The sequence below is a fragment of the Photorhabdus machadonis genome, assembly GCF_052657765.1.
In genome coordinates, this window is sequence record NZ_CP199761.1 from 2,404,046 (window position 1) to 2,427,907 (window position 23,862).

Consider the following 23,862-nt stretch of genomic DNA (forward strand, 5'->3'; position numbering starts at 1 on the left):
TTATCGTTCCGTATCGCCAGGCACTAAGTTATGCTCAACTCCTATGCAATCTAATAAATCAAGCAAAAACAGCCCCATGTCGCTGATGATATCTTCAGAGAAAATATCATCGTCGTAGAGCCACTCCAGACCCATCCCGGTTGGTGAATTTACCAGTTCGAGCGCGATATCCCCTTTAGGCTTGAGTCCCTTGATTTTCTCTTTTGTACAATGGGTTTCACCAAGATATAAACCGGTGGAGAATCCTATTTGAGAAGAGAAGTAATAAATGATTTCCGGTAACTGCATGCCGTGGTGGTGGTGAAGGTGTTGTTTCAGATACGCCAGCGAGATATTTGAATGGGTATTTGCATCCATCAGGAAATTACGGACATATTTGGATACGTTCATTAATGAGGTTTCCGCAGTAACATAGGGCAGTAGCAACGTTGTAGCAAAGCTGCCGACACCATCGAATGGCACAGGAGAAACACGATTGGCGCAAGGGATACCTAGGATCAATTCGTCTTTATTGAGTAATGATTTGATGGTCATCAGAAATGCCCCAATCACGATCTGTTCCAGAGTCACCGAGTGTTTCTTTTGCACGCAGGACAGCGTGGTAATTAATTGAGGAGACAACGGCATTGAGTAGCGTCGGCCACGAACCCGAAGATTAGCCCCTGATGTAATATCTTGCTGTTCGGCAACAGAAAGTACGTTGAGCAATTTTTCTGTCCAAAAATTTAATGTTTCATCCGACATACGTGGATTAATTACAGTAGCTCTTGTTTCTACAGTTGCTGCAATTTTCGGTGCATTATCCGTATAAGCTGAGGATAATTGTTGCAATACATAAGCAATCGACATTCCATCACAAAATGCATGATGGAAATTTAACAAAAGGTAATGCTTATGCTCTGCTATTTTCAACAACTTAAAATATACCGGTGGACTGTCCTGCAATGACATCGGCTTGAAGGCCATATTATTTAAGATCTTGCGCAATGAAATCTCAATATTGATGCCAGTAGCATGGGTCAGATCGATATATTCGAAGGGCAGGTTTTCTTCGGTTGCAGATGAGTGGGTTAAAGAGAGTTGCCCATCCGTCATGGCGACTCTTTGGCGGAGAGCAGGGAAACATTGCATGGTATACAGCAAAGCAGAGCGTAATTTCTTTAAATCGATATTACCGGTCAGATAATAATATAACGGGATATTATGGGCACCTGAACGATTAGCAATAGTATCAATTATCCAATAATACTGGTCATGCTGTTCTGTCAGGCAGGTGCTATTTTTGTGGGTTAGCACCGGCATCTGTCCCTGTTGAATGACAGATTGCAATAAATAACCCAATCTGGGGGACTGGTAGAAATCTTCCAGGCGGATAGAACAATCAAAACATTGCTGGATTTTATTAATGAGCAATAATGCTTTAAGCGAAGTACCGCCTGCGTCAAAGAAATCCGTATCTTCATCAACAACTCTATCGCTATCGCCAAAGACCTCGCGCCATAATGTAAAAAATATTTCGCGTTTTTCCCCTTTAATCGGTGAAACATTATCTTCTTTATTCAACTCTGTCACGGCGGTGGAATAGTTGGATAATGCTGATTCGATAATAAAAGGCACCTGTAATTTTGGATAACATCCACGCAGGAATGAGACGATGTCGTGACGTGCAATTGAATATGAATCATGAGGGATAAATATATTGATATACTGATACCCGGTTTCATTCTCTTTTATCGTTAAATGAATTTCATCAATATGAGTTGCCGCTGTAAGTATTTTTTGCATTTCTGCCAGATCGACACGTTTTCCATCAATTTTATGCTTTTTGTCCAATCGTCCAATGAAATTTAAATTTCCCTGGGCATCGTAAAATCCTCGGTCTCCCGTTAAATAATAGATTTCTCCATCGTTCAACTGTAAGAATTTACGCGAGGTTGACCGATTGTCATTAATATATCCTGTACATATAGAATCCCCACGAATACATATTTCTCCACTGTTGCCGATGATGATATTATCAGTTCCATATTCGCGAATGACAATAGAACTATTTGCCAGTGCTTTACCAATAATATTACCGGGCTGGAACTCATCATCTATTTTGTGACAGCTTGCCACAACACAACATTCTGTTGGACCATAAGAGTTAATCAGAGAAATTCCGCATCCTACTTTTTCCAACCAATGGTGAATGGCTTTATCCATTGCCAGATCGCCACCGATAATTGTCATTCTGATGGTGGGTGACAATTCTTTAATAGTCGCGTGCAGGAAAAAGACAATTTGGTGCCAATAATTCGTAGGAAAGTTAACGACAGTTACCGATTGTGCATGGCAAAATGAAAACAGTGAATCAAGCTCAACGATCATATGGTCACTGGCAATTGCCAGTGTGGCTCCCTGATAAAAACAGCCAAATACCTCTTCAATATAAGCATCGAAAACCGGGGTACTGAAATTAAGAATAACGTCATCTTGTTGAATGCCATATCTATCTGTCATAGCGGCTAAATAAGCATAAAGCCCCTTGAACGTTATCGGTACTGCTTTTGGTACTCCGGTGGTGCCTGATGTAAAAAAGATATAGGCTTCATCCTCTTTGGTCGCTGGGCATTTTATGTCATTTCCCAGAGATATCTCGGAAGGAAGTGTGTTCATATCTTCAATAAAGAAAATAGGCGTATTAGTAATATCATTCACTTTCTCATGATGGTGACGAGAAGTTATTAATAAAGCGATATCCAGCCCACGCAATATATTGCTGATTTCTTCTCGTCCGAATGTCATGTTGATTGGAATAAAGCATAATCCCGCAGTATGGATTGCTAATATAGACAATAAGGATTCCATTCCTTTGGGTAATAACACAGCTACCCTTCGGTTTTTTAGCGGATAGGATAATAGCAATTGGCTGAAAGTTAATAATTTACTGTAAAGTTCATGGTAATTAAAGCAATATGCGGAGTTTATTGTGGTTTGATTTCCGCAAGTTACTGCTTTTTTATCCGGCGATATTGTGGCGATTTGCGCTATTCTGGTAATTATGTTCTCTCTGATGGGGTGATTAACGAAAATATTATCTGGCGTCTCTATGTCAGATATTATATTGTCCATGCGTTCAATTTTTTTATATTTTTCCCAATATGTTTCGATAGTTTCATTGATATTTTCTGCAATGGCGTTATAAATACGTAAATAATCATCAATCAAAGCATCGGCGGTAAAGGTACTGTACAAGCGGCTTCCTGCATCCAATTCAACTAATGCTGACTTTCCGTCAGAAGAAAACCGGATATTAACCCCATAATCATTTACTGCGCCGGAAGTCATACAGCCGCGAATCGCGCGATTATTTTTCATAAGATCATGTTCAATCTCATGCAATAAATTGACATAAGGAGCAGCGGTTAATTGATCTGCTCGACTTATCGCGCCATCATTCAAATCACTTATATCAATACGGCTATGCCTGCTATGCAGACTAATTTGCGACTGCATTTCCGTGAGGATCTGTTTTATCGTTGTTTCTGGCGATAAAGAAACCATAAGAGGTAAGGTGTTCATTGCCGGGCGATAATAACAGTATTCTCCTTTGTCACGTCGGTTAGAGAAAGGTAAATTAATAATGCTTGTTGATAAACGGCCCCGTTTGGTCATTTGCAGGCATAAGGCCAGTATCATCATTAACTTATTATTAAAGGTAAAACTATCGTTGTTTGCGGTGAGTGGTCGGCTCACTTTAATTGCTTTCGAGGGAAACAGGCGTTTACTGGCATAATCCTCTAATTTGGGAAGTTGGCTGAGGTAATTATCCCAATAGTTTTTGTCGTTGGCATAATGCGTGCTTGCTTTATATTTAACATCGTTGAGATAAGCCTGGTAGGTAAAAACAGGCTCTGATGTTGGGTGGAATAGTTGTTGTTCATAACAGGACAAAACATCGTGAATCAACTGACCTATGCCCCAATAATCTGTGGCGACATGGTGAGCGATAATCCCCCAAAAGCAGCAGCCAATATTATTAAAATAAAGATAATGCCGGATCGTCACACCATTTTCAGGAGCCAATGGCTCAGTGATTCTTTTGTCGAAATCGGCTTTTGTCACGTGTTCTACTGCCGGATCTGACAATTTTATTGATATAATTTCGATCGGTGTGGAACACTTCCCCTGAAAAATATTTTGCTCAGAAATACGGTAACGTAAGGAAAAACCATCATTGAAGCGATGAATGGTCATAATGGCCTGTTCTAATCTTTCCAGGCTAATATGGTCATTGAAGCTGACGAATTCGCCGACATTGAAGACAGATTTATCGTCAGCAACAGTATTAGCAATGGCTAAACGGAGCTGTGTATAGTTCAACGGCCAATCATTGTCGCTATATTCCATTATTTTGCTGCTCCACGTTATATGTTATCTCGTAATTCGCCCTTTATTTTTTCGAAAACAGATTCATCTATGCATAATCCAATATTACCTTCTGCACTAAAGCATATTAAAGGGCGTTTGCTGACTCGTAGAATGAAATATTTGTTTCGTTTCTTTTGGTAATATCCCGACGAATAATGGATAATATGTATACCATTACTGCGATGGAAATCTTCCAGAGAAACGCTTTCTTCTCGGTGCAATGAGGAAATAGCCCATTCATGTGAATATACTCCGGACTTCACCAATAATTTCCCTTCCTTGACCACCGCTTTATTTGCTAGCAGTTGATAGCTTATAAATAAGGCAATGACCACGAAGAGAGTCGTCGTAATGCTTGCCGCCAGCTTATTTGGGTTACTGTTATTAAGCCAGTATGGTATAGGCAGAAAAACCAGGGCGATCAGGACGAACATGGCGACGTTCATTAATATGACTTTTAAATCTGGATTCAATCCCACGATATTGCTCATACTGCGGCCATTCCTAAAGATAATTTGGTAAAAAGATGAATCACTTCTTTACGCTCTTCGCGTGTCGCCGGCAGATTGATATAACCACATTTTTGCGCAGCAAACAGGCAAGCGGTGATTTCCCTGCGGATAGCTTCTGTGACCAGAGTGTCCACCATCTTTTGATTGTTATAGAGTCTGGCAAGATGAAGAGAAGCCGTGCCGGTTGAAAGATCACTGTGATCGATTTTGGGTAAATAATTTGCCATACATACAGTGACGGCTACTTGCACTGCGAGGCTCAAATAGGCTGCTACATTTACTGCCGCCGCTGCATTCACTGCCGCGACGACTCTGGTGCCGACAGCCACATTAACCGCCGCAACCACGTTTGCCCCTACGACAAGACGGGCAATTTCGATGCTGGTATCGTCTTCACTGTTCAAAGGTTCCAGAATTTCCTTCAACCTGATAAGGGGAGGGCTGTTTGTATCTTGAAGCGAGTAGGATTCGATATGTTCTTTAAAATGTGCAACAAGGCTGGCGTCTTGATTGAGATGATGGTTGATCCGGCTCCTCAGGCTTGAACCTCTTTCGTTTAAACCATAGGCCTTTAGCCGGGAAAATAATTCTTCATAGTCATTGGTTTTTACTGCATTCATCAAATCCTTATCATAAGTGATGAATAACAGTAATTCCTCTGCTGAACCGGGACTAACGATATTTTTGTCTATATTGAATTCAGCCAGGACTTTCTCCGGTGATTCCCTGTATTCTAATGCTAAGTTGGGCTGCTGTTTGATGGTTTCCCAAAATCGGTTATAGGTGATGATCTCGTCCCAAACTTCAACCGGGAGTTTCGCGTTTGACATTGACAGCCTTAACTTATTTTCTTCAACCTCTCCTGGAGAGAGCAATGAACGTGGCACGCCAAAGAGGCGATTGCTATCAGCACTGGCATTAACGGTTGGGATGACACTGCCAATAGCGGCTCCGGCTGCTACGCCAATAAATGTACGTCTTTTCATGATTCGTTCCTTTCTAAGTTGACGGAATTCTTTTTTTACTGGGTGCTCTATAAGATGAGTGCTAACCTTTTCTTATTAAATTTCTTTGTTGCTGAAATAATTTCATATAATAATTATCTAGCTAATATTTCTTACCAACGATATTTATCGTAAGTGTATATTGTGATTGCTGTAACAATATTTTGATATTATTCCTGATGTTCAGTGGTGAAGCATAGAATAATTCTCCCTCAGAGCTATTAAAGGGTAGGCGATACTAACTATTAGCCGGATAGCTCCATTTTGCAATATATTAGTTGATTAAATTTTTATTTTGAGCGTTTAAACTGAATATATCTTATTACAAAATCTGCTTATTTAGAGTCTGCTCACAAAACAGCAGGTAAAAATATTCCTAAAGAAGAATAAAACATTTCTTTTCCTTGATGACCACCTTATTTAATAAAAATCTTATCGTCGATAAATAGTGATCATGGTGATATTGATTAGTATGGTGTTAAGGCATGGATTCAATGCTGTAGTATTATACGGTCAACAGCTGCCCCCGCCACGGTGCTAATAAATGTACGTCGTTGAATTATGACTCCTCCGTTAAGTTAACGGCATTTTTTTCTGCTGAATAGCAGATCAAATCCAGCCTTTCTTTGGCATTAAATTTCTTTATCACCGGAATAATTTCCTTATGATAGTTATTTAACAAATTCTGGCGTATTCCTTCGTCTTTATGCAGATGGGCACAGGCTTGGCAGGGATGAACGATTTTTTCCAGATTAATGTTGCTATCATGCGGGCGATATTTTTTTAGAATTTTGTACGGTCCTTCTGTTCGCAACCAGACTTTCATAAAGTCTTCTTCCTGTCCTTTGAAAAGCTGGGATAAATCGCCTCCCTGCAACCGACCCAGTTTCATCTCAGGGATATGCTCTAATGTCAGCCCACAGCAGGCGGAAATTTCGCCGTGTGGTGTCAGCACGATATTTTCAAAGACCTGATCGCACCCTTTTGCCAGTTGATCATCCCGGTTTGGAACGTCTTTTCGTTCTTCACTGGTGTCATAGAATGGCATCCATGTGTTGCGTTGTAAGTTAACTTTGTTTTGTTCTTTGAGGTGCTTGATGGTCGGATGCTGTGTGATTTGTGTCGCAATGGCAGAATCAGCGGTATCCTGTTCTACGGTAATCAGTGTCGTAATATTTTGCCCGGCTAATGCTTCTGCTGCCGCAACTACGCTGTCGATGGGTATCCATTCACTGTGATCTTTCCCGGTGCTGATGTTTATTTCTGTAATACCGGAATCGGTTAAGTCTTGGGCGATTCTTTGTGCCTTTTCTCTGTTTTTTCCCCAGTAGCCGTTAGTTACGCAGCGGGTTAATAAGCCGTGATCTGAGGCGAAACGAATGGCTTCAATCAGATCCTTACCTAACAGGAAACACTCTCCACCACTGAAGACGACTAATTTTAGCCCTGGGAAATTGGCCTTTGAATGTGTAATAAATTGTTTAATTTCATCCAGGCTCAGACGTGCTTTCACCGAGGGATTACATTCAAAACAACATTCTTTGCAGGCAGCATTGCAAGTATATGTTGTGATCACTGTGGCAGTATTCGGATATTGTTCCCAATATCCGGTGGGAAAACATGACATAATTTACTCCCTGTTGGATTAAAGGTCAGACGATATTTACTATTATCAGTATTAATTTATTTTGCAATGAATTGGTTAGTTGAATTTGTATTTTTGAGTGTTCGGGCTAAGTATGAGTTGTTAAAAAAATACTTATTTAGAGCTTGCTCACAAAAGAGGGGGTGTTTCTAACGGAGGGTAAAGTAAATAGAGAATAACGATTTCTGAAGGGATTGAAGTAACTATTCTATCGTTGAAGTATTATATGCTATTTAAGCTAAAAGATTTCTATATAGAAAATCACTTTGGTTGTTTTAGCCTAACAAGGTGATTTTATTGATGGCATGCAAGATTATTTCTTGCAATTTTTTGGCAATAATAGTCCTTTAATCACTCAATTAATTAAAAATATCCATTTGTTGAGCGTGTTTATTTTATATAGAAAAAATATTCCCATTATAAACTTGTTAATTGTCTGAATTAGTAGGAAGATACCAATCATTTATGTGACATAAGGGAAAATTGCCTTGGCCTGATGGAATATAGGCTGTTATAGGGTATTGAAATTTATGAGCCATCTTGATCCGACTTTACTTGTGCTGCTGGTGTTGGCGGCATTGGGTATCATCAGCCACAACATGACCGTTACTCTTGCAATGTTGCTCTTGCTGGTTATCCGTATAACACCACTAAATCAATTCTTCCCTTGGGTGGAAAAATATGGGTTGACTATCGGTGTACTTATTTTGACTGTGGGGGTGATGGCACCCATTGCCAGCGGGAAAATTACGGTACAAGCGGTTCTTCATTCATTTTTGAATTGGAGATCGTTACTGGCAATCGCAATAGGTGTATTAGTCTCTTGGCTGGGCAGCCGCGGAGTTTCATTAATGTCTAACCAGCCATCCACTGTTGCGGGTTTACTGGTGGGAACAGTATTGGGTGTTGCCTTGTTTAAAGGTGTTCCGGTGGGGCCGCTGATTGCTGCCGGGATTTTGTCATTGCTGATTGGTAAATCGTAGTCGTTATGTTGCCGGAACTGAGTGCGATACAGGCGGAAATGCAGCGGCAAGGATTACGTCGTTTGCTGGTGTTGAGTGGAGATTATGATTGGTGTTATCAGCAGGCTAATGAGTTACAGCAGAAATTTGCCGGTGATTGGTTGTGGATTTCTTATCGTAAAGAGAAAGCAGTACCCCCCGCAAAAGCGTTCAGCTTATTAGGTCAGGAATATCTGCACGGAATATTTGATGCGACCGAAGGTTTTAATGCGGAAGCACTGGCAATATTAGCGGGTACATTAAAGGCCGGAAGTTGGTTGGTCATGATGGTTCCATCGTGGTATCAATGGTGTTATCAATCGGATAAGGATAGCATGCGTTGGAATGATCAATTAGACGTTATCCCAACGCCGCACTTTATTCAGCATATTCAGCGACAACTTATTAATGATCGTCAAGTTTTGCTATGGCGGCAAAATACTTTTCTTCACCTGCCTGAATTTCCGCAATACAGCGAGTGGCAACTGCCTGATGGCAATCCCACCGTTAGCCAGCATGCCATTTTAGCGCAACTTTTGCAGGCAAATCAGGGAGTATGGGTAATTACGGCGCCAAGAGGGCGAGGTAAATCGACGCTTGCAGGTATGTTAATGCAACAATGGCAAGGGGATCATTGCTGGCTGACGGCACCGGCAAAAGCAACGACTGAAATCATCAGAGGCTATTCGGGTGAAAAAGGGCAATTTTGGGCAGTAGATAATTTGCTGAAATATTGCAGACAAAACTGTGTGTCAGATATTGATTGGTTGCTTATCGACGAAGCCGCAGCTATTCCAACGCCTCAGTTATTTGAGCTGATCAGTTATTTCCCCCGGGTATTATTAACGACAACTGTGCAGGGATATGAAGGTACAGGGCGGGGATTTTTACTTAAATTTTGTGCTGAAATTCCTGATTGTCATATATTGAATCTGACAGCGCCTGTACGTTGGGCTGAGAATGATCCTCTGGAGAACTGGCTGGAAAACGCTTTATTATTTGAGGATGCTGTCCCGGCAAACAATTCTGATAAGGCGATCCGTTATCACATATATCATCAGCAACAATGGATTAAACAGCCTGAATTGCTGAGACAGTTTTACGGCATATTAACCAGCGCTCATTATAAAACTTCACCTGTGGATTTACGGCGTGTACTTGATGCTAAAGGAATGCAGTTTATCGCAGCGCTTGGAGATAAGACTTTGACAGGGGCTTTGTGGATGGTTGACGAAGGTGGATTGTCGCCTGAGCTGGCACATGAAGTATGGGCAGGCAGGCGTCGCCCCAGAGGAAATCTGGTTGCTCAATCGTTAGCGGCCCACAGTGGTTTACCTCAGGCGGCAGTCCTGAAATCTCAACGGATTAGCCGGGTTGCCGTACAGGCTAACAACCGCAGACAGGGTATTGCTCAGGGAATGATCGCATTTCAGCGGGCAAGGGCAGAAGGGCAGGGAATCGATTTTATGTCTGTCAGCTTTGGTTATACCGCTGAACTGTGGGCATTATGGCAAAAATGTGGTTTCCAACTGGTCCGTATGGGAACCCATTTGGAAGCCAGTAGCGGTTGTTATACCGCAATGGCAATTTTTCCACTGAGTCAGCAGGGAATGGCACTTTGTATTCAGGCACAACAACAGCTTGCCCGTGATGCATATTGGCTGGAGTCTCAGATTGGGTTCAGCTTGCCTGTGGATTACCAAATTGACCGCCATCTGAATCAGAGTGATTGGCGGGAGCTTGCCGGTTTTGCATTTGCTCACCGGCCATTTTCTGCTTCATTACCGGCTTTGCAACGATTGTTACTGAACAGTGATTTGCCGCTGCTCGCACTGAGAAATCATCTCCAGCAGGCGATGAGTATTGAGCAGTGTGTGACTGCGTTTAAGTTAAGCGGATATAAGGCATTAACATTATTCTGGCGGCAAGAAACCGCACAGGCGTTGGTAAGTCTCGACAAGAAATTGGCTAGGCATTGGCAAGAATGGACTACTGCTTTTTCTGAGGCCAGTCGTCCTTTTCATCCCACTTGTCATTAAAATCCCGGTGAGGAGGAAGCTCTGGTTTATTATCCAGAAATTTTTTGACGTCCAGGCGGCGTAATTCTTTAATTGCATTGAGAAGAACGCCAACCAATAAAACTAAAATAATCCACCAATAATCAGCTAACCATTGCATTGGGTTATCTCCTGCGCAGTACCGAGGTAGTTCTCAAATATATAAGGCAAGTTAGCTGATAACCAGTCAATACCTGCGATATCATGCTGTTGCCATACATCCAATAATATCTGTTTAGTCAGCAGTTTTTCCAGTTGTTCGGATAGTGGCCGGTAACTGATATGCCACGGTTCATAAGCGACACCATCACGGTTACCGATAAAAGGACGATAAAAACCGAAATGGTCCATATTCTCTGTCAACCAATGTGTCAGCGGTTCAAAGTAACCGCCATTTTCATATTCCCAAGGCTCCAGCCGTAATTTTTGGTTTTCCGGTAGCATCGTTGGATCATAAATATCCAGTTCAGTTCCCCAATGATGGCGGCTGGCACCGGGTAGGGCAGACCAGCGGAGAATAGCCTGACAACGTTCTCCTTCTGTTAATTGGGTGATATCCATTGGTTGGCTATTTTCATCTAATACCGGGCGTTCGCCGCGGAATTTGCTATTCCAGATAGCTTGTTGACGCTGGAAATCGCGGAATGTACTGGCAGGTTGCAGATGAATTCCCGCATGTGCCGCTGCTTGCTGTATGGAAAGAAAAGATTTTATTGCTTCTGGTTGTAATCGGTGATTGCCAGAGAGAGAAATCAAGTGCCCGGTAGCCAGGCCAGTTAACATATTTGCGGTTATCATTGGATGAGTTGCTCCATAACGCGCTGATAAATCCGGCTGAGTTGTTGCAGATCCGCAGCACTGACGGATTCATTAACTTTATGAATTGTTGCGTTGAGTGGCCCCAGTTCGACGACCTGAGCGCCCATCTGAGCAATAAACCGTCCATCTGATGTGCCACCACTGGTAGATAATTCAGGTTTATAGCCACAGTAATGGTCTATTGCCTGTATGACGGCATTGACTAACTCGCCTTTGGCTGTCAGGAAAGGCTGGCCTGGCAATATCCATTCAATCGTGTAATTTAGATTGTGATTTTTTAGGATTGTCTCAACTCGTTCACGGATTTGGCTATCGGTCAGTTCCGTACTGAAACGGAAATTGAATTGAACCTGCAAATTCCCTGGGATCACGTTATGACTGCCTGTTCCGGCATGAATATTGGCAATTTGCATACTGGTTGCCGGGAAAAATTCATTTCCTTTATCCCACTGGGTGTTGACCAGCTCTTGTAAGGCCGGCAGGGCCCGGTGGATTGGGTTATCAGCCAAATGCGGATAGGCAACGTGGCCTTGAATACCCTGTACAGTCAGATTGGCCGTCAAGGAACCGCGCCGGCCATTTTTCACCATATCGCCAAGGTGGTACTGACTGGAAGGTTCACCAATCAGACAATAATCCAGCCGTTCATTACGGGACATTAAGGCTTCAACCACTTTAACTGTGCCATGGGTGGCTTTTGCTTCCTCATCTGAGGTAATAAGAAAGGCCAAGCGACCATTGTGGTTGGGATGATTGGCAACAAATCGTTCAGCTGCGACAATCATGGCAGCCAGCGAGCCTTTCATATCTGCCGCGCCCCGGCCATATAACATGCCATTACGGATCGTCGGCTCAAAAGGGGGTTGTTCCCATTGAGATTCGTCGCCCGCAGGGACAACATCAGTATGTCCGGCAAAGGTTAACGTCGGGCCTGTGCCGCGATAGGCCCAGAAATTGTTTGTGTCGCCGAAAGGCATCCGTTCAATGGTAAAGCCAACGGCTTGCAGACGGGCGATCATAATATCCTGGCAACCTTGATCATCCGGGCTGACAGAGGGGCGTTTTATCAGTTGTTGTGCAAGTTCAATTACAGGACAAGTCATTTCAGAGTGCCTCAGCAAAAAATTGCTGATATTCATCTGCCTTATAACCCAGCAGGCAGTCACCTTTTGCAGAAATTAACAGTGGACGTTTGATAATAGCCGGTTGTTCCAGCATTAACGCTTTTGCTGCTTCAGCATTATTGATTGTCGCGCGTTGTTGATCACCCAATTTACGCCAGGTTGTACCACGGGTGTTAATTAATGGTTCCCAGCCAAGTTTGTCAATAAATGACTGCAAAAGCATGGCATCTAATCCATCAACACGATAATCATGAAACAGGTAAGCGATTTCCTGCTCTTCCAGCCAACGACGGGCTTTCTTCATGGTGTCACAATTTTTGATCCCGTAGAGAGTAAAAACAGGCTGAGAAGATTTATCCGACATAATTAAGAGATCCTTAAAAAAGAATGTAAATACCTAAATATAATGCTGGAAAATACCTGTTTTTTCTAGATGATATCCTGATTTTTATTATCTGGGATATCCAAAGGGGGGAACACAATCTTATCGGCCTGTCATCATAGCGATAAGAGCCGCCCCCCGGTAATAAACCAAAGAGGGCGGCTCAGGAAAAAATATTAAGCTACGCCATTTTTCCTATGTTGCAGATACATAATTGTTGCAGCCAGGCGGGAACGTACGTTTAGTTTTTTTAACAAGTTTCTGATGTGTACTTTCACCGTTTCTTCGGAAATAAAGAGGACATCAGCAACTTCCTTATTGGTCATGCCACTGGAAACTTCTTTTAAGACATCTAATTCACGCTTGGTCAATTCAGATAAAGGATCAACATGTTTATGGCGGTTAGCCAGATGTTGATATATTTTTTCACTAAAGACAGTTTGCCCTCGGGCTGCGTGACGAATACTGCTTAATAGCGAATCTAAGTCACTGTCTTTCAGTAAATAGCCATTGGCTCCTGCGTCAATGGCTGCGTAAACATCATTACGGTCATCTGAAACAGATAATACCAGGACATAAGAGTTGATCCCTTTTCTACGAATAGATTTAATCGTATCCACGCCAGAAAGACCATTCATATTGAGATCTATCATAATGACATCAGGTTTCAGTTTGCATGCAATATTTATTGCTTCTTCACCATTGTCAGCTTCTGCTGTTACGGTGAGTGCTCGATCGAGCTCTACAATCTGTTTCAAGCCATGGCGAATGAGAGGGTGGTCATCAACTATCATCACTGAATGGTTATACATTTTCCTTCTCCCTAAAAGATTAAAGCCACGAAATGCACGATTAAAAGGCAGTAATGAATGGGTCTGCCCTAAATTAAATTACTATGAAAAATTTTCTCAAAACCGATTGATTTACAGAATTGATGGCTCTGTAAGTCCAGAAAGCACATCCTGATATAAAAATATAAATAGCGCAAATTAGTTTGATAAGTAAAAAAAGAAGATGAGTAATTTTCACCAAAAACATATAACATTGATGTAAAAAATAATATTGTAAATCAATTTGTTATAAATATAATTATTAGATTTGTTTTCTTTTATAAAATTTATTTTAATTGAATTTATGTTGAGAGTTTTTATTAGTTATAATTATCATGGTTATTATAACTCAAATAATATTATATAAATTATAATGTTTATTTATTGATGTTCCCATACTCAGTCAGTGGTATTGATGGGTTAAATTCAGTCGTGTTTTTTGTGAGCAAAAAAGTGCTAATTTATGGGTAAAATGCTGTCAATGTTATGATTTAGCACACAGTACCCATTATACTGGTCCCGCTCTTACTCCAGATAATGTATATAAAGGATCCGACGATGGATGAAAAATTAAAACAGAGTGCATTGGATTTTCACCAGTTTCCACAACCAGGGAAAATCACGATTACGCCAACTAAGCCTCTGATAACTCAGCGAGATTTGGCCTTAGCATATTCACCAGGTGTTGCCGCGCCTTGCCTGGAAATTGCAAAAGATCCATTAGCAGCTTACAAATATACTGCGCGTGGCAATCTTGTCGCTGTGATTTCTAATGGTACGGCGGTCTTAGGATTGGGGAATATTGGTGCACTGGCAGGTAAGCCAGTGATGGAAGGAAAAGGCGTACTGTTTAAAAAGTTCTCAGGTATCGATGTATTTGATATCGAAGTTGATGAGTCTGATCCTGATAAATTAATTGATATTATTGCGGCACTGGAGCCGACTTTTGGGGGAATTAACCTCGAAGATATCAAAGCACCGGAATGTTTTTATATTGAAAAAAAACTCCGGGAAAAAATGAATATTCCGGTATTCCATGATGACCAGCATGGCACCGCGATTATTTGTACTGCGGCTGTTCTGAATGGCCTGCGGATTATGAAAAAAGAGATTTCAGACGTTCGTCTGGTGGTTTCTGGTGCAGGTGCTGCATCAATTGCCTGTATGAACTTGCTGGTTGCGCTTGGATTGAAACGTGAAAATATCGTGGTATGTGACTCTAAAGGGGTTATTTATCGTGGCCGCGATGAAAATATGGAAGAAACTAAAGCAGCCTATGCGATTGAAGACAATGGCAGCCGTACATTAGGTGATGCTATCCCTGGCGCGGATATTTTCCTCGGATGTTCTGGGCCGGGCGTATTGACTCAGGACATGGTGAAAACCATGGCGAAAGATCCCCTTATCTTGGCGCTGGCAAACCCTGAGCCAGAAATTTTGCCGCCATTGGCTAAACAGGTTCGCCCTGATGCCATCATTTGTACCGGTCGCTCTGATTATCCGAATCAGGTTAATAATGTTCTCTGTTTCCCATTCATTTTCCGTGGTGCGCTGGATGTTGGTGCGACAACCATCAATGAAGAGATGAAACTGGCTTGTGTTCACGCTATTGCTGATTTGGCGATGGCAGAGCAGAGTGAAGAAGTGGCTTTTGCCTATAATGATCAGGATCTGTTTTTTGGCCCGGAATATATTATTCCCAAGCCATTTGATCCACGCCTGATTGTTAAAATTGCCCCGGCAGTGGCTAAAGCAGCAATGGATTCCGGCGTGGCAACCCGCCCGATTGAAGATTTTAGCGCGTATATAGAGAAACTGAATGAGTTTGTCTATAAAACAAACTTGTTTATGAAACCTATTTTTTCCCAGGCCAAAAAAGCGGAAAAACGGATTGTTTTGGCTGAAGGGGAAGAAGTGCGTGTATTGCATGCGACTCAAGAGCTGATCTCTCTTGGATTGGCTTATCCGATCCTGATTGGCCGCCCAAGTGTTATCGAAAAGCGTATCCAGAAACTGGGGCTGCATATTGAGGCGGGTAAAGATTTTGAGGTCGTCAATAATGAGAACGATCCACGCTTCAAAAAATACTGGCAAGAATATCACCAGATTATGAAACGTCGAGGCGTTTCTGCGGAACAGGCGCGCCGGGCAGTCATTGGTAATCCAACCTTGATTGGGGCAATTATGGTGCGGCGAGGGGAGGCTGATGGCCTGATTTGCGGCACCGTGGGCAGTTACAGTGAACATTATGATGTGGTGAAAAATGTCTTTGGTTTCCGTGATGGGGTCCATACTGCTGGTGCAATGAACGCATTACTCTTGCCAAGTGGTAATACTTTTATCGCCGATACCTATGTCAATAATGATCCAACACCTGAACAACTGGCTGAGATTACGCTCATGGCCGCAGAAAGTGTTCGCCGTTTTGGTATTGAACCAAAAGTTGCGTTGCTTTCTCATTCAAGTTTTGGTTCTGCGGATGGCCTTTCAGCCCAGAAAATGCGCCGGACGTTGGAATTGGTCAACAAAATGTCACCTTCACTTGAAATTGATGGTGAAATGCATGGTGATGCCGCGTTGGTTGAAAGTATCCGCCGTGACATCATGCCGGATAGCCCACTGAAGGGGGCGGCGAATCTGTTAATTATGCCAAATATGGAAGCCGCCCGTATCAGTTATAACCTGCTGCGCGTAACCAGCTCTGAAGGCGTTACCGTTGGTCCGGTGCTGATGGGTGTCGCGAAACCGGTACACATATTGACGCCAATTGCTTCTGTCCGCCGTATTGTCAATATGGTCGCTTTGGCAGCCGTTGAAGCGCAGACTCATCCGTTATAATACTAATGGGTTAAAGCGGCCCCGGTTCCCTGGAGGGAACCGGGCTGTTTATTGTAAATAATTCTTATTATCTATATGATGCCGAAAAATATTATATGGATAACGGACGTTATGACATTTCTCACTGCGGTAAAATCTTTTCTGATTATCTGTGGCTTACTTATCTTATCCGGGTGTGCATCTGTACAACAAAAGCCCACGCCTCAAGTGCTTTCACCCGTACTGACCCAGCAAGGGGTGATTGTCGATCTCAAAACAGGCAACGCTCTTACGCCTGATGAATTGATCAACCAATTGGCATCACACCAGCGGATCATTGTGGGTGAAAAACACGATAATCCATACCATCATCAGATTGAGCTTTGGTTGGTTCAGCAACTTTATCTTAAAAGAGAACATGGTGCGGTTTTGCTGGAAATGATTAACCCTGACCAGCAGGAAAAAGTGAATAAAGTTAAAAGTTGGTTGCAAACTAAACCTAGCGTGCGTGAAAGCCGTATAAAAGAGTTGCTGGCATGGCACGATGGCTGGCCGTGGCAGTTGTATGGCGGGTTGGTCATGGAGCTTATGCAACAGCCTTATCCGTTACTGTTTGCAAACTTGAATCGCAGTGAAGTTAAAGCTGTTTGCTGCAACCCGCCGGTTCTCCAGGGAGATATTTCCGTTGCCAAAAATGTAAAATCGCGGATTGAAGCGACGATTAAAGATGCTCACGGCGGTGAAATAACAGCACACCAATTATCTGTTATGACAACGATTCAGCAAATGCGGGATCGACGAATGGCAGAGCAGTTACTTAAAGCCCCGACACCTGCCACATTGATTGCGGGTGCATACCATGCAACGAAAATAATGGGTGTTCCTTTACATGTTAAGGATCTGTCACCACAAGAGGATCTGGTGGTGCTGATTATGGCTGAAAAAGGCCATGTATTGGACAGTCAACATGCTGACTATATCTGGTATACACCAGCAAAAAAACCATAGATATTTTAAGTAAATGATGGTTTCTTTCCGGTAGTTAAAGGGCCTTGGCACATGGATGTGCGCAAGTTAACGATATATATAAAAATAATTTTCATTAGCATATGAAATTAATTATCATTACTAAATGATAATTAAAATTATGCGCTGTAATCCATGTTGACGCTGACAAACCCCATCCTTCAAACCAGTCCTTTTAAAAAAGGACTAGCTGTTGCTATTGCTGCTCACCTCATTTGGATTGTGTGGATTATCTATCAGCCAGAAGAAATCTCTGGTGAACTGATGCCCCCTCCGGCCGTGATGATGGAATTTTCATTGCTGACAGAAGCAACACATCAAGTACAGAAACAATCTATTGGTATTGAACAGCAGCTTTCTGTTGCCAGTCGGCAGCAGGAAAGTGCGGTCAATGAGATGAAAACACCTGAGCTTATTAAAAATGAGCAGGCTCAAATACGGGTGCATAAGCCTAAAAAACAAAAAAAGAACCCGGAAGAGCTGAAGAAAACATCGCAAGTGAAGCGACAGCAGGCAGAGGAAGAGAGTGAAAAATCTCAGAATAGTGCTGCCAGGGTAAGCAGTACCGCTATGTCGGCTAATTTGACTTCGAGGGTTGCGGCCTCTTATAACAGTGATTCAGATACTGTCGTTGATGCGGATGCTTTATGGCGAGCTGAGGTTATTGGGCATTTGAACCGTTATAAACGTTATCCCGAGGATGCACAGAGAAGAAACCGCACTGGCCGGCCTACAGTCAGGTTCACCATTAATAAACAGGGTTATGTAACTAACAGCGACTTAGTCCGTCGCTCAGGTACCCATTCTCTGGACAGGGAAGCGAAGCAAGTTCTGGCGAGGGCGCAGCCATTACCGATTCCTCCTGATAGCGTTTTAAAAGGCAGTGAAATTACGATAGAACTGCCGATTGATTTTAATTTAACTAATCGAATCTTTTAGCGACTTAAGGACAGCAGATATGCTAAGGCAGCAAGCACGGTTTGCCCTGAAAACTAAAGGGCTGTTATTCACGTTTTTATTGAGCGGCTGGTTGAATTCTGCCGCCGCAGAGGGAGAAATTATGTCACCAAAGGCCATGAAACAACCACATCAGATGACGATTCACGGTGATACCCGTACAGATGACTATTACTGGATGCGGGATGATAATCGTAAGGATCAAAAAATCATTGATTATCTGACAGCCGAGAATAAATACACCGAACAGATGCTGAAACCCGGAGAGCAATTGCGGGATACATTATATGAAGAAATGGTCGGCAGGATGAAACAGGATGATCAGTCTGTACCCTATACTTATAACGGGTATATATATCGTACCGTCTATGAAGCTGGAAAAGATTTCCCGATTTATCAGCGTAAACCTGTTGAGGGTTCATCAGATTGGCAGGTTCTGGTTGATGGTAATGAAAGAGCTAAAGGTCAGGAATATTATCAACTGAGTCATTTTGCTGTCTCTCTGGATAATAAACGTATTGCAATTGCTGAAGATACTCAGGGGCGCCGTAATTATCAGATCTCTTTTAAAGACATCGCTGATAATCAGTGGAGTAATGACATAATACAAAATACTTCTGGCAACATTGTTTGGGCAAATGACAGCAATACACTGTTTTATGTGCGCAGGCATTCACAGACTTTATTGCCATACCAAGTATTTTGTCACCAATATGGTACAGATACCACTGAAGACCAGAAAATATATCAGGAAGAAGATGAGCGTTTTTATTTAGGCATAGCTAAAAGCTCCTCTCGTGATTATATTATGTTGTCGATAACCAGTAATTCAACTTCTGAATATTTGCTGATTGACGCGAATAAGCCACAGGCTGAACTTCAGGTATTTTCTCCTCGTCAGGAAGGACGGGAATATTATATTGACCATTTCCGTGACCATTTTTATATTCGCTCAAATCATGAAAACGAAACTTATGGCCTTTATCAAACTGATGCCATAAATACGCCGTGGAAAACAGTGATAGCTCCGCAACAGGAGACGGATCTTGAAGATTTTGCACTGTTTAATAACGGGTTGATCGTTCAGGAGCGAACGAAAGGATTGCCGACAATTCGTCAGATTGATTGGGAAACTGATCAGGAAAAACAGATTAAGTTTGATGATCCAAGTTATATGGCATGGATTGATTACAACCCTGAACCTGATACCGATGTTGTGCGTTATGGTTATTCATCTATGACAACACCAAGCTCAACATTCCAGTGGAATATGAAAACCGGTGAGCGGGAATTACTTAAACAGCAGGAAGTCAAAGGCTTTGATAAACATCATTATGAGAGTCAGCGTATTTGGGTGAAGGCCCGTGATGGCGTGGAAGTTCCTGTTTCTTTGGTTTATCGTAAATCACTGTTCAAAAAAGGCCAGAACCCGATCCTGATATATGGTTATGGGGCTTATGGTATGAGTATGGACCCTGCATTCAGTTCACCACGATTGAGTTTATTGGATAGAGGTTTTGTTTATGCATTGGTGCATGTACGTGGCGGTGGTGAATTAGGTAAAAAATGGTATCTGCAAGGTAAAGTCGAAAATAAAATGAATAGTTTTAATGACTTTATTGATGTAACCAAGGCATTGATTGCTCAGAAATATGGCGACAGCAAACGGGTTTATGCTATGGGAGGCAGTGCTGGTGGTTTGCTGATGGGTGCTGTGATTAATCAGGCTCCAGAATTATATCGTGGTGTGGTTGCTCAGGTTCCATTTGTTGATGCGGTGACTACTATGCTTGATCCTTCTATTCCATTGACCGTAGGTGAATATGAAGAGTGGGGTAATCCTGAAAATAAAGAAGATTATCTTCGGATTAAATCATATAGTCCTTATGACAATATAAAACATCAGCGCTATCCGAACTTATTAGTCACAAGTGGATTGCATGACTCACAGGTTCAATATTGGGAGCCGACCAAATGGGTAGCAAAATTACGGGATATGAAGAAAGATAACTCTATTTTATTATTGGAAACCAATATGAGTGCCGGGCATGGTGGTCAATCAGGTCGTTTTAATCGACTGAAAGACACTGCACTGGATTACAGTTTTATTTTGATGCTGGATGATGCTAAGAAATACTTTCCGCAATTAAAAGATAACTGAAAGAAATTATAAATATAAGTTTATTCTTTAAAGCACTGATAAGTATTTATCAGTGCTGAACCTTTTTATTATTTTTTTAAAACTGACATGTGAGCAAATATTTATTTGTATGAAATTTGGGATAATTTAAATGAACATAATGACAAAAATAGCAGGAGCCAGCGTTGTTTTTATTGGGCTTCAAGGGCTTGCTTATGGTGATTCATGATATGGAGCTCAGTGGGCGGAATTATCATAATAAATTCACCCGCCGTCATATTGATAGTCGGGATATTTACCTAAAATACAATTACACACCATTCAGCGAATGGGTTGATATAAAATTACTGGTTAGCACCAGTGAGGGGACTCAACGCTACGAAGGTGATTCACTTTATAGGCTGCTGAATAGCAATGCTAAAAATAGATCAGATGCAATAGATATCAGTAATATCAGCCGTTTCGGCTATGGTGATACAGATTTTGAACTGACATTCGGCAGTAAGTTGATGAAAACCAAATATAGCAAGGAAACGGATAGTATTTATTCTGGTCAAGGTCAAGATGAAGAAGAAAGGAAAAAATATGAAAAAATGGATAGTGAAGCAAAAGAAAATAATGTTTTTGCACCAAGAGGTAAACAAGATATTGCCAGCATTTATGGCGGACTGAAAATTAGTCGTGGAATTTATCGGGCAGACATTTCGTTTAATTATATGGACTACAGTGTCAAAGGCCATAAACCGGCTTGTGATTTGCGGATCCCTTGTTTCCCTCAGTGGGAAACTGAATTGGATTTGAAACAAAATGGATTTAATCCAAGTGTTTTACTATCAGCAGAAATTATTCCTGAATTCCAGCCATTTGTCAGTTATGCCCGTTCAATGAGAGCACCAAATATTCAGGAAACTTTCTATAGTAATGAAGGTGGTGGATCAATGAACCCATTTTTGAAAGGAGAGACATCAGACACTTATCAAATTGGCTTTAACAGTTTCCGCCCAGACTTGATTGTAAAAGGAGATACCTTCCGCCTGAAGGCTGCCTGGTATCAATCTAAAATAAAAGATTATATTCTCAGTGATATCTGGCTTATCTGTGGCAATAGGAAAACATGTAGAGATGATAGTTCAGTAGATTACGATACAGTCGATCCTAACATAAAAATGTATATCTATCACAATAGTCTGATGCCGGTGAAAATACACGGGTATGAAGTTTCTGCTGATTATGATGCGGGTATATTTTATAGCAAATTGGCTTATAGCTGGCAAAAAATGCGCCAGCCAACTTCTGCCGCTACAGCGCATTTTGGTGCCGATCCCGTGTCACAATTGCCTGATAGTTTTATGACTCTGGATACTGGTGTCCGTTTATTTGATGAGAAAGTCCGTATTGGTGCGATTGTTAAATATACTGGTGATTCTCATAAGATGGACCCCGATCAATATAATTTTGATGACGATGGGCGGGTTATATTGCAAAGAGAACCTAAAATCCCAACAATAGTCGATCTTTATAGTGATTATCAGATAAATAAAAATGTGCTGTTGAAATTTTCAGTACAGAACTTGGCAAATAAAAATTATTCTGAAGCACTTAATCGCGCAAATTCGTCTCCATTAATGATTGAACAAACTTCGTCTATGCAAACAGCCAGAGGCCGGACTTATATTGCAGGTGCAGAAATCCGTTTCTGATATAGGAAAAATAAGTGGCAAGGAATGCCACTATTTCTGACTTACTGGTCGTTTTTTACGTTCTTTCTTGATCTTAACCACTTCACTTTCAATCCAGCCATCTTGTAACCGGGTTCTCAAAGCATCACCAACATGGACTTGCTTGGTTTGTTTCAGTAATTTTCCATCAGGGGCTTCGCTGATGCTATAACCACGGGCCAGTGTTGCCAGTGGGCTGACGGCTTCCATTCGTGAACAGGAGACGGCAAATTTTTCTCTGAAACGGCTGATTTGTCGTTCGATTGCTTGTTTTAGCCGAAAATCTTGTTGCTGAATCTGTTGGCTATACTGGCGGATCTGCTGACTGGGTTCTGAATACCCGAGCCGTTGTTGCAATTTCTCATAAGCCAGATCGCTTTGTCGCAAATGTCGTTGCAAGCTATCAGTGAGTCTCTGGCGTAAACTGACCAGTAAGTTTTGCTGACGAGCCAACCGTAAATGAGGGTGCTGTTGTTGTAAACGGTGAGAGAACCGGCTGAAAACCTGCTGTTTCTGCGCAAAGAAGTAATCCATTGCCATTTCCAATCGCTGTTGTTGCGACTGGATTTGACGTAACAATTCGAGCTGATTACGGCTGACCAATTCAGCGGCTGCTGATGGTGTCGGGGCCCGCAAATCTGCCACGAAATCAGCAATGGTAACATCCGTTTCATGGCCGACGGCACTGACTATCGGAATATCACTGTGAAAAATCGCTCTGGCGACACGTTCATCATTGAAACTCCATAAATCTTCCAACGAGCCACCACCACGCCCGACGATCAATACATCACATTCCTGCCTTTCATTAGCTAATTCAATTGCCCGAATAATCTGTAACGGTGCTTCGGTTCCTTGAACGGCTGTTGGATAAATGACGATTGGCAATGATGGATCACGGCGTTGCAAAATATTCAGCATATCATGCAGGGCGGCACCACTGGCTGATGTAATCACCCCAAGCTGTTGAGCAGGAGAGGGAAGGGGTTTCTTATGACTCTGATCAAATAATCCTTCGTCACTGAGTTTCTGTTTCAATAATTCAAACTGCTGCTGTAACAGGCCATCACCGGCGGGTTGCATACTTTCAACAATAAGCTGATAGTCTCCCCTAGGTTCATAAAGCGTAATTGCTGCGCGAACTAAAACCTGCTGGCCGTTTTGTGGTTTGAATGTCGCCCGTTGATTACTACTGCGAAACATTGCGGCCCGCACCTGAGCGCGTTCATCTTTCAGTGTGAAATACCAGTGGCCGGAGGAGGGTTGAGAAAAATTCGATATTTCAGCACTCACCCAAATTCTGCCCATTTCCATTTCGAGCAGTTGACGGACCGTCTGATTGAGGCGGCTGATAGAAAAAATTCCAGTATTAGAAGGTAGTGACATTTGAGCCAGATCAAATTCCAAAACAAGGGCT

The 23,862-nt window shown here is 42.1% G+C and carries 17 protein-coding genes; 7 read left to right on the plus strand and 10 right to left on the minus strand.

Translation table 11 applies throughout. From position 1 onward, the window contains the following. The 4 genes from ACUN2T_RS11455 to ACUN2T_RS11470 all read right to left on the minus strand — a co-directional run bounded on the left by ACUN2T_RS11455 (position 1) and on the right by ACUN2T_RS11470 (position 7,556). A complete protein-coding gene (locus ACUN2T_RS11455; protein ID WP_445497564.1) occupies positions 1-4,392 on the minus strand; it encodes a condensation domain-containing protein in 4,392 nt (1,463 codons plus the stop codon). A gap of 17 nt (positions 4,393-4,409) precedes the next feature. Then, a complete protein-coding gene (locus ACUN2T_RS11460; protein WP_445497565.1) occupies positions 4,410-4,904 on the minus strand; it encodes a hypothetical protein in 495 nt (164 codons plus the stop codon). Then, positions 4,901-5,911 (minus strand): hypothetical protein, encoded by a 1,011-nt coding sequence (locus tag ACUN2T_RS11465; protein WP_445497566.1) that lies wholly within the window; start codon positions 5,909-5,911, stop codon positions 4,901-4,903. Before ACUN2T_RS11465 ends, ACUN2T_RS11460 begins: the two co-directional genes overlap by 4 nt. A gap of 577 nt (positions 5,912-6,488) precedes the next feature. After that, a complete protein-coding gene (locus tag ACUN2T_RS11470; RefSeq protein WP_445497567.1) occupies positions 6,489-7,556 on the minus strand; it encodes a radical SAM protein in 1,068 nt (355 codons plus the stop codon). A gap of 548 nt (positions 7,557-8,104) precedes the next feature. Between ACUN2T_RS11470 and ACUN2T_RS11475 the strand changes: the two genes are divergently transcribed. Continuing rightward, positions 8,105-8,557: a DUF441 domain-containing protein gene (locus ACUN2T_RS11475; RefSeq protein WP_445497568.1), complete on the plus strand. Its 453-nt coding sequence runs from the start codon at positions 8,105-8,107 to the stop codon at positions 8,555-8,557. Positions 8,558-8,562: 5 nt separating this feature from the next. Continuing rightward, the gene (locus ACUN2T_RS11480) at positions 8,563-10,614 is read left to right on the plus strand and encodes a tRNA(Met) cytidine acetyltransferase TmcA (protein ID WP_445497569.1); all 2,052 of its coding nucleotides are present in this window, start codon (positions 8,563-8,565) and stop codon (positions 10,612-10,614) included. Here ACUN2T_RS11480 and ACUN2T_RS11485 read toward each other — a convergent pair. From ACUN2T_RS11485 to ACUN2T_RS11505, 5 genes are all read right to left on the minus strand, one after another. Next, positions 10,565-10,753 carry a YpfN family protein gene (locus ACUN2T_RS11485; protein ID WP_445497570.1) on the minus strand — a complete coding sequence of 63 codons (189 nt, stop codon included), beginning with the start codon at positions 10,751-10,753 and terminating at the stop codon, positions 10,565-10,567. The two genes, ACUN2T_RS11480 and ACUN2T_RS11485, sit on opposite strands and share 50 nt — an antisense overlap. After that, complete coding sequence (locus tag ACUN2T_RS11490) at positions 10,741-11,430, minus strand: M15 family metallopeptidase (protein ID WP_445497571.1); 690 nt, start codon at positions 11,428-11,430, stop codon at positions 10,741-10,743. The genes ACUN2T_RS11485 and ACUN2T_RS11490 overlap by 13 nt, the downstream gene beginning before the upstream one ends. After that, positions 11,427-12,554: a succinyl-diaminopimelate desuccinylase gene (dapE, locus tag ACUN2T_RS11495; protein WP_445497572.1), complete on the minus strand. Its 1,128-nt coding sequence runs from the start codon at positions 12,552-12,554 to the stop codon at positions 11,427-11,429. The genes ACUN2T_RS11490 and dapE overlap by 4 nt, the downstream gene beginning before the upstream one ends. Position 12,555: 1 nt before the next feature. After that, positions 12,556-12,939 (minus strand): ArsC family reductase, encoded by a 384-nt coding sequence (locus tag ACUN2T_RS11500; RefSeq protein ID WP_445497573.1) that lies wholly within the window; start codon positions 12,937-12,939, stop codon positions 12,556-12,558. Positions 12,940-13,133: 194 nt separating this feature from the next. Then, positions 13,134-13,769, minus strand: coding sequence for a response regulator (locus ACUN2T_RS11505; RefSeq protein WP_011146941.1), 636 nt, complete (start codon positions 13,767-13,769; stop codon positions 13,134-13,136). A gap of 576 nt (positions 13,770-14,345) precedes the next feature. Between ACUN2T_RS11505 and maeB the strand changes: the two genes are divergently transcribed. The 5 genes from maeB (at position 14,346) to ACUN2T_RS11530 (ending at position 22,427) form a co-directional block, all read left to right on the plus strand. Continuing rightward, positions 14,346-16,625, plus strand: a complete 2,280-nt coding sequence (maeB, locus tag ACUN2T_RS11510; RefSeq protein ID WP_445497574.1) for an NADP-dependent oxaloacetate-decarboxylating malate dehydrogenase — start codon at positions 14,346-14,348, stop codon at positions 16,623-16,625. Positions 16,626-16,736: 111 nt separating this feature from the next. Further along, positions 16,737-17,612 (plus strand): ChaN family lipoprotein, encoded by an 876-nt coding sequence (locus ACUN2T_RS11515; protein WP_445497575.1) that lies wholly within the window; start codon positions 16,737-16,739, stop codon positions 17,610-17,612. A gap of 153 nt (positions 17,613-17,765) precedes the next feature. Beyond that, positions 17,766-18,569 carry a TonB family protein gene (locus ACUN2T_RS11520; RefSeq protein WP_445497576.1) on the plus strand — a complete coding sequence of 268 codons (804 nt, stop codon included), beginning with the start codon at positions 17,766-17,768 and terminating at the stop codon, positions 18,567-18,569. A 121-nt stretch (positions 18,570-18,690) separates the two neighbouring features. Beyond that, on the plus strand, positions 18,691-20,748 hold the full coding sequence (locus ACUN2T_RS11525; RefSeq protein WP_445497860.1) for a S9 family peptidase: 2,058 nt from the start codon (positions 18,691-18,693) through the stop codon (positions 20,746-20,748). Between the two features lie 209 nt (positions 20,749-20,957). Further along, positions 20,958-22,427, plus strand: coding sequence for a TonB-dependent receptor domain-containing protein (locus tag ACUN2T_RS11530; RefSeq protein WP_445497577.1), 1,470 nt, complete (start codon positions 20,958-20,960; stop codon positions 22,425-22,427). 30 nt (positions 22,428-22,457) lie between these two features. Here the strand turns inward: ACUN2T_RS11530 and xseA are convergent, their stop codons facing one another. Beyond that, positions 22,458-23,831 (minus strand): exodeoxyribonuclease VII large subunit, encoded by a 1,374-nt coding sequence (xseA, locus tag ACUN2T_RS11535; RefSeq protein WP_445497578.1) that lies wholly within the window; start codon positions 23,829-23,831, stop codon positions 22,458-22,460. Between the last annotated feature and the right edge of the window lie 31 nt (positions 23,832-23,862).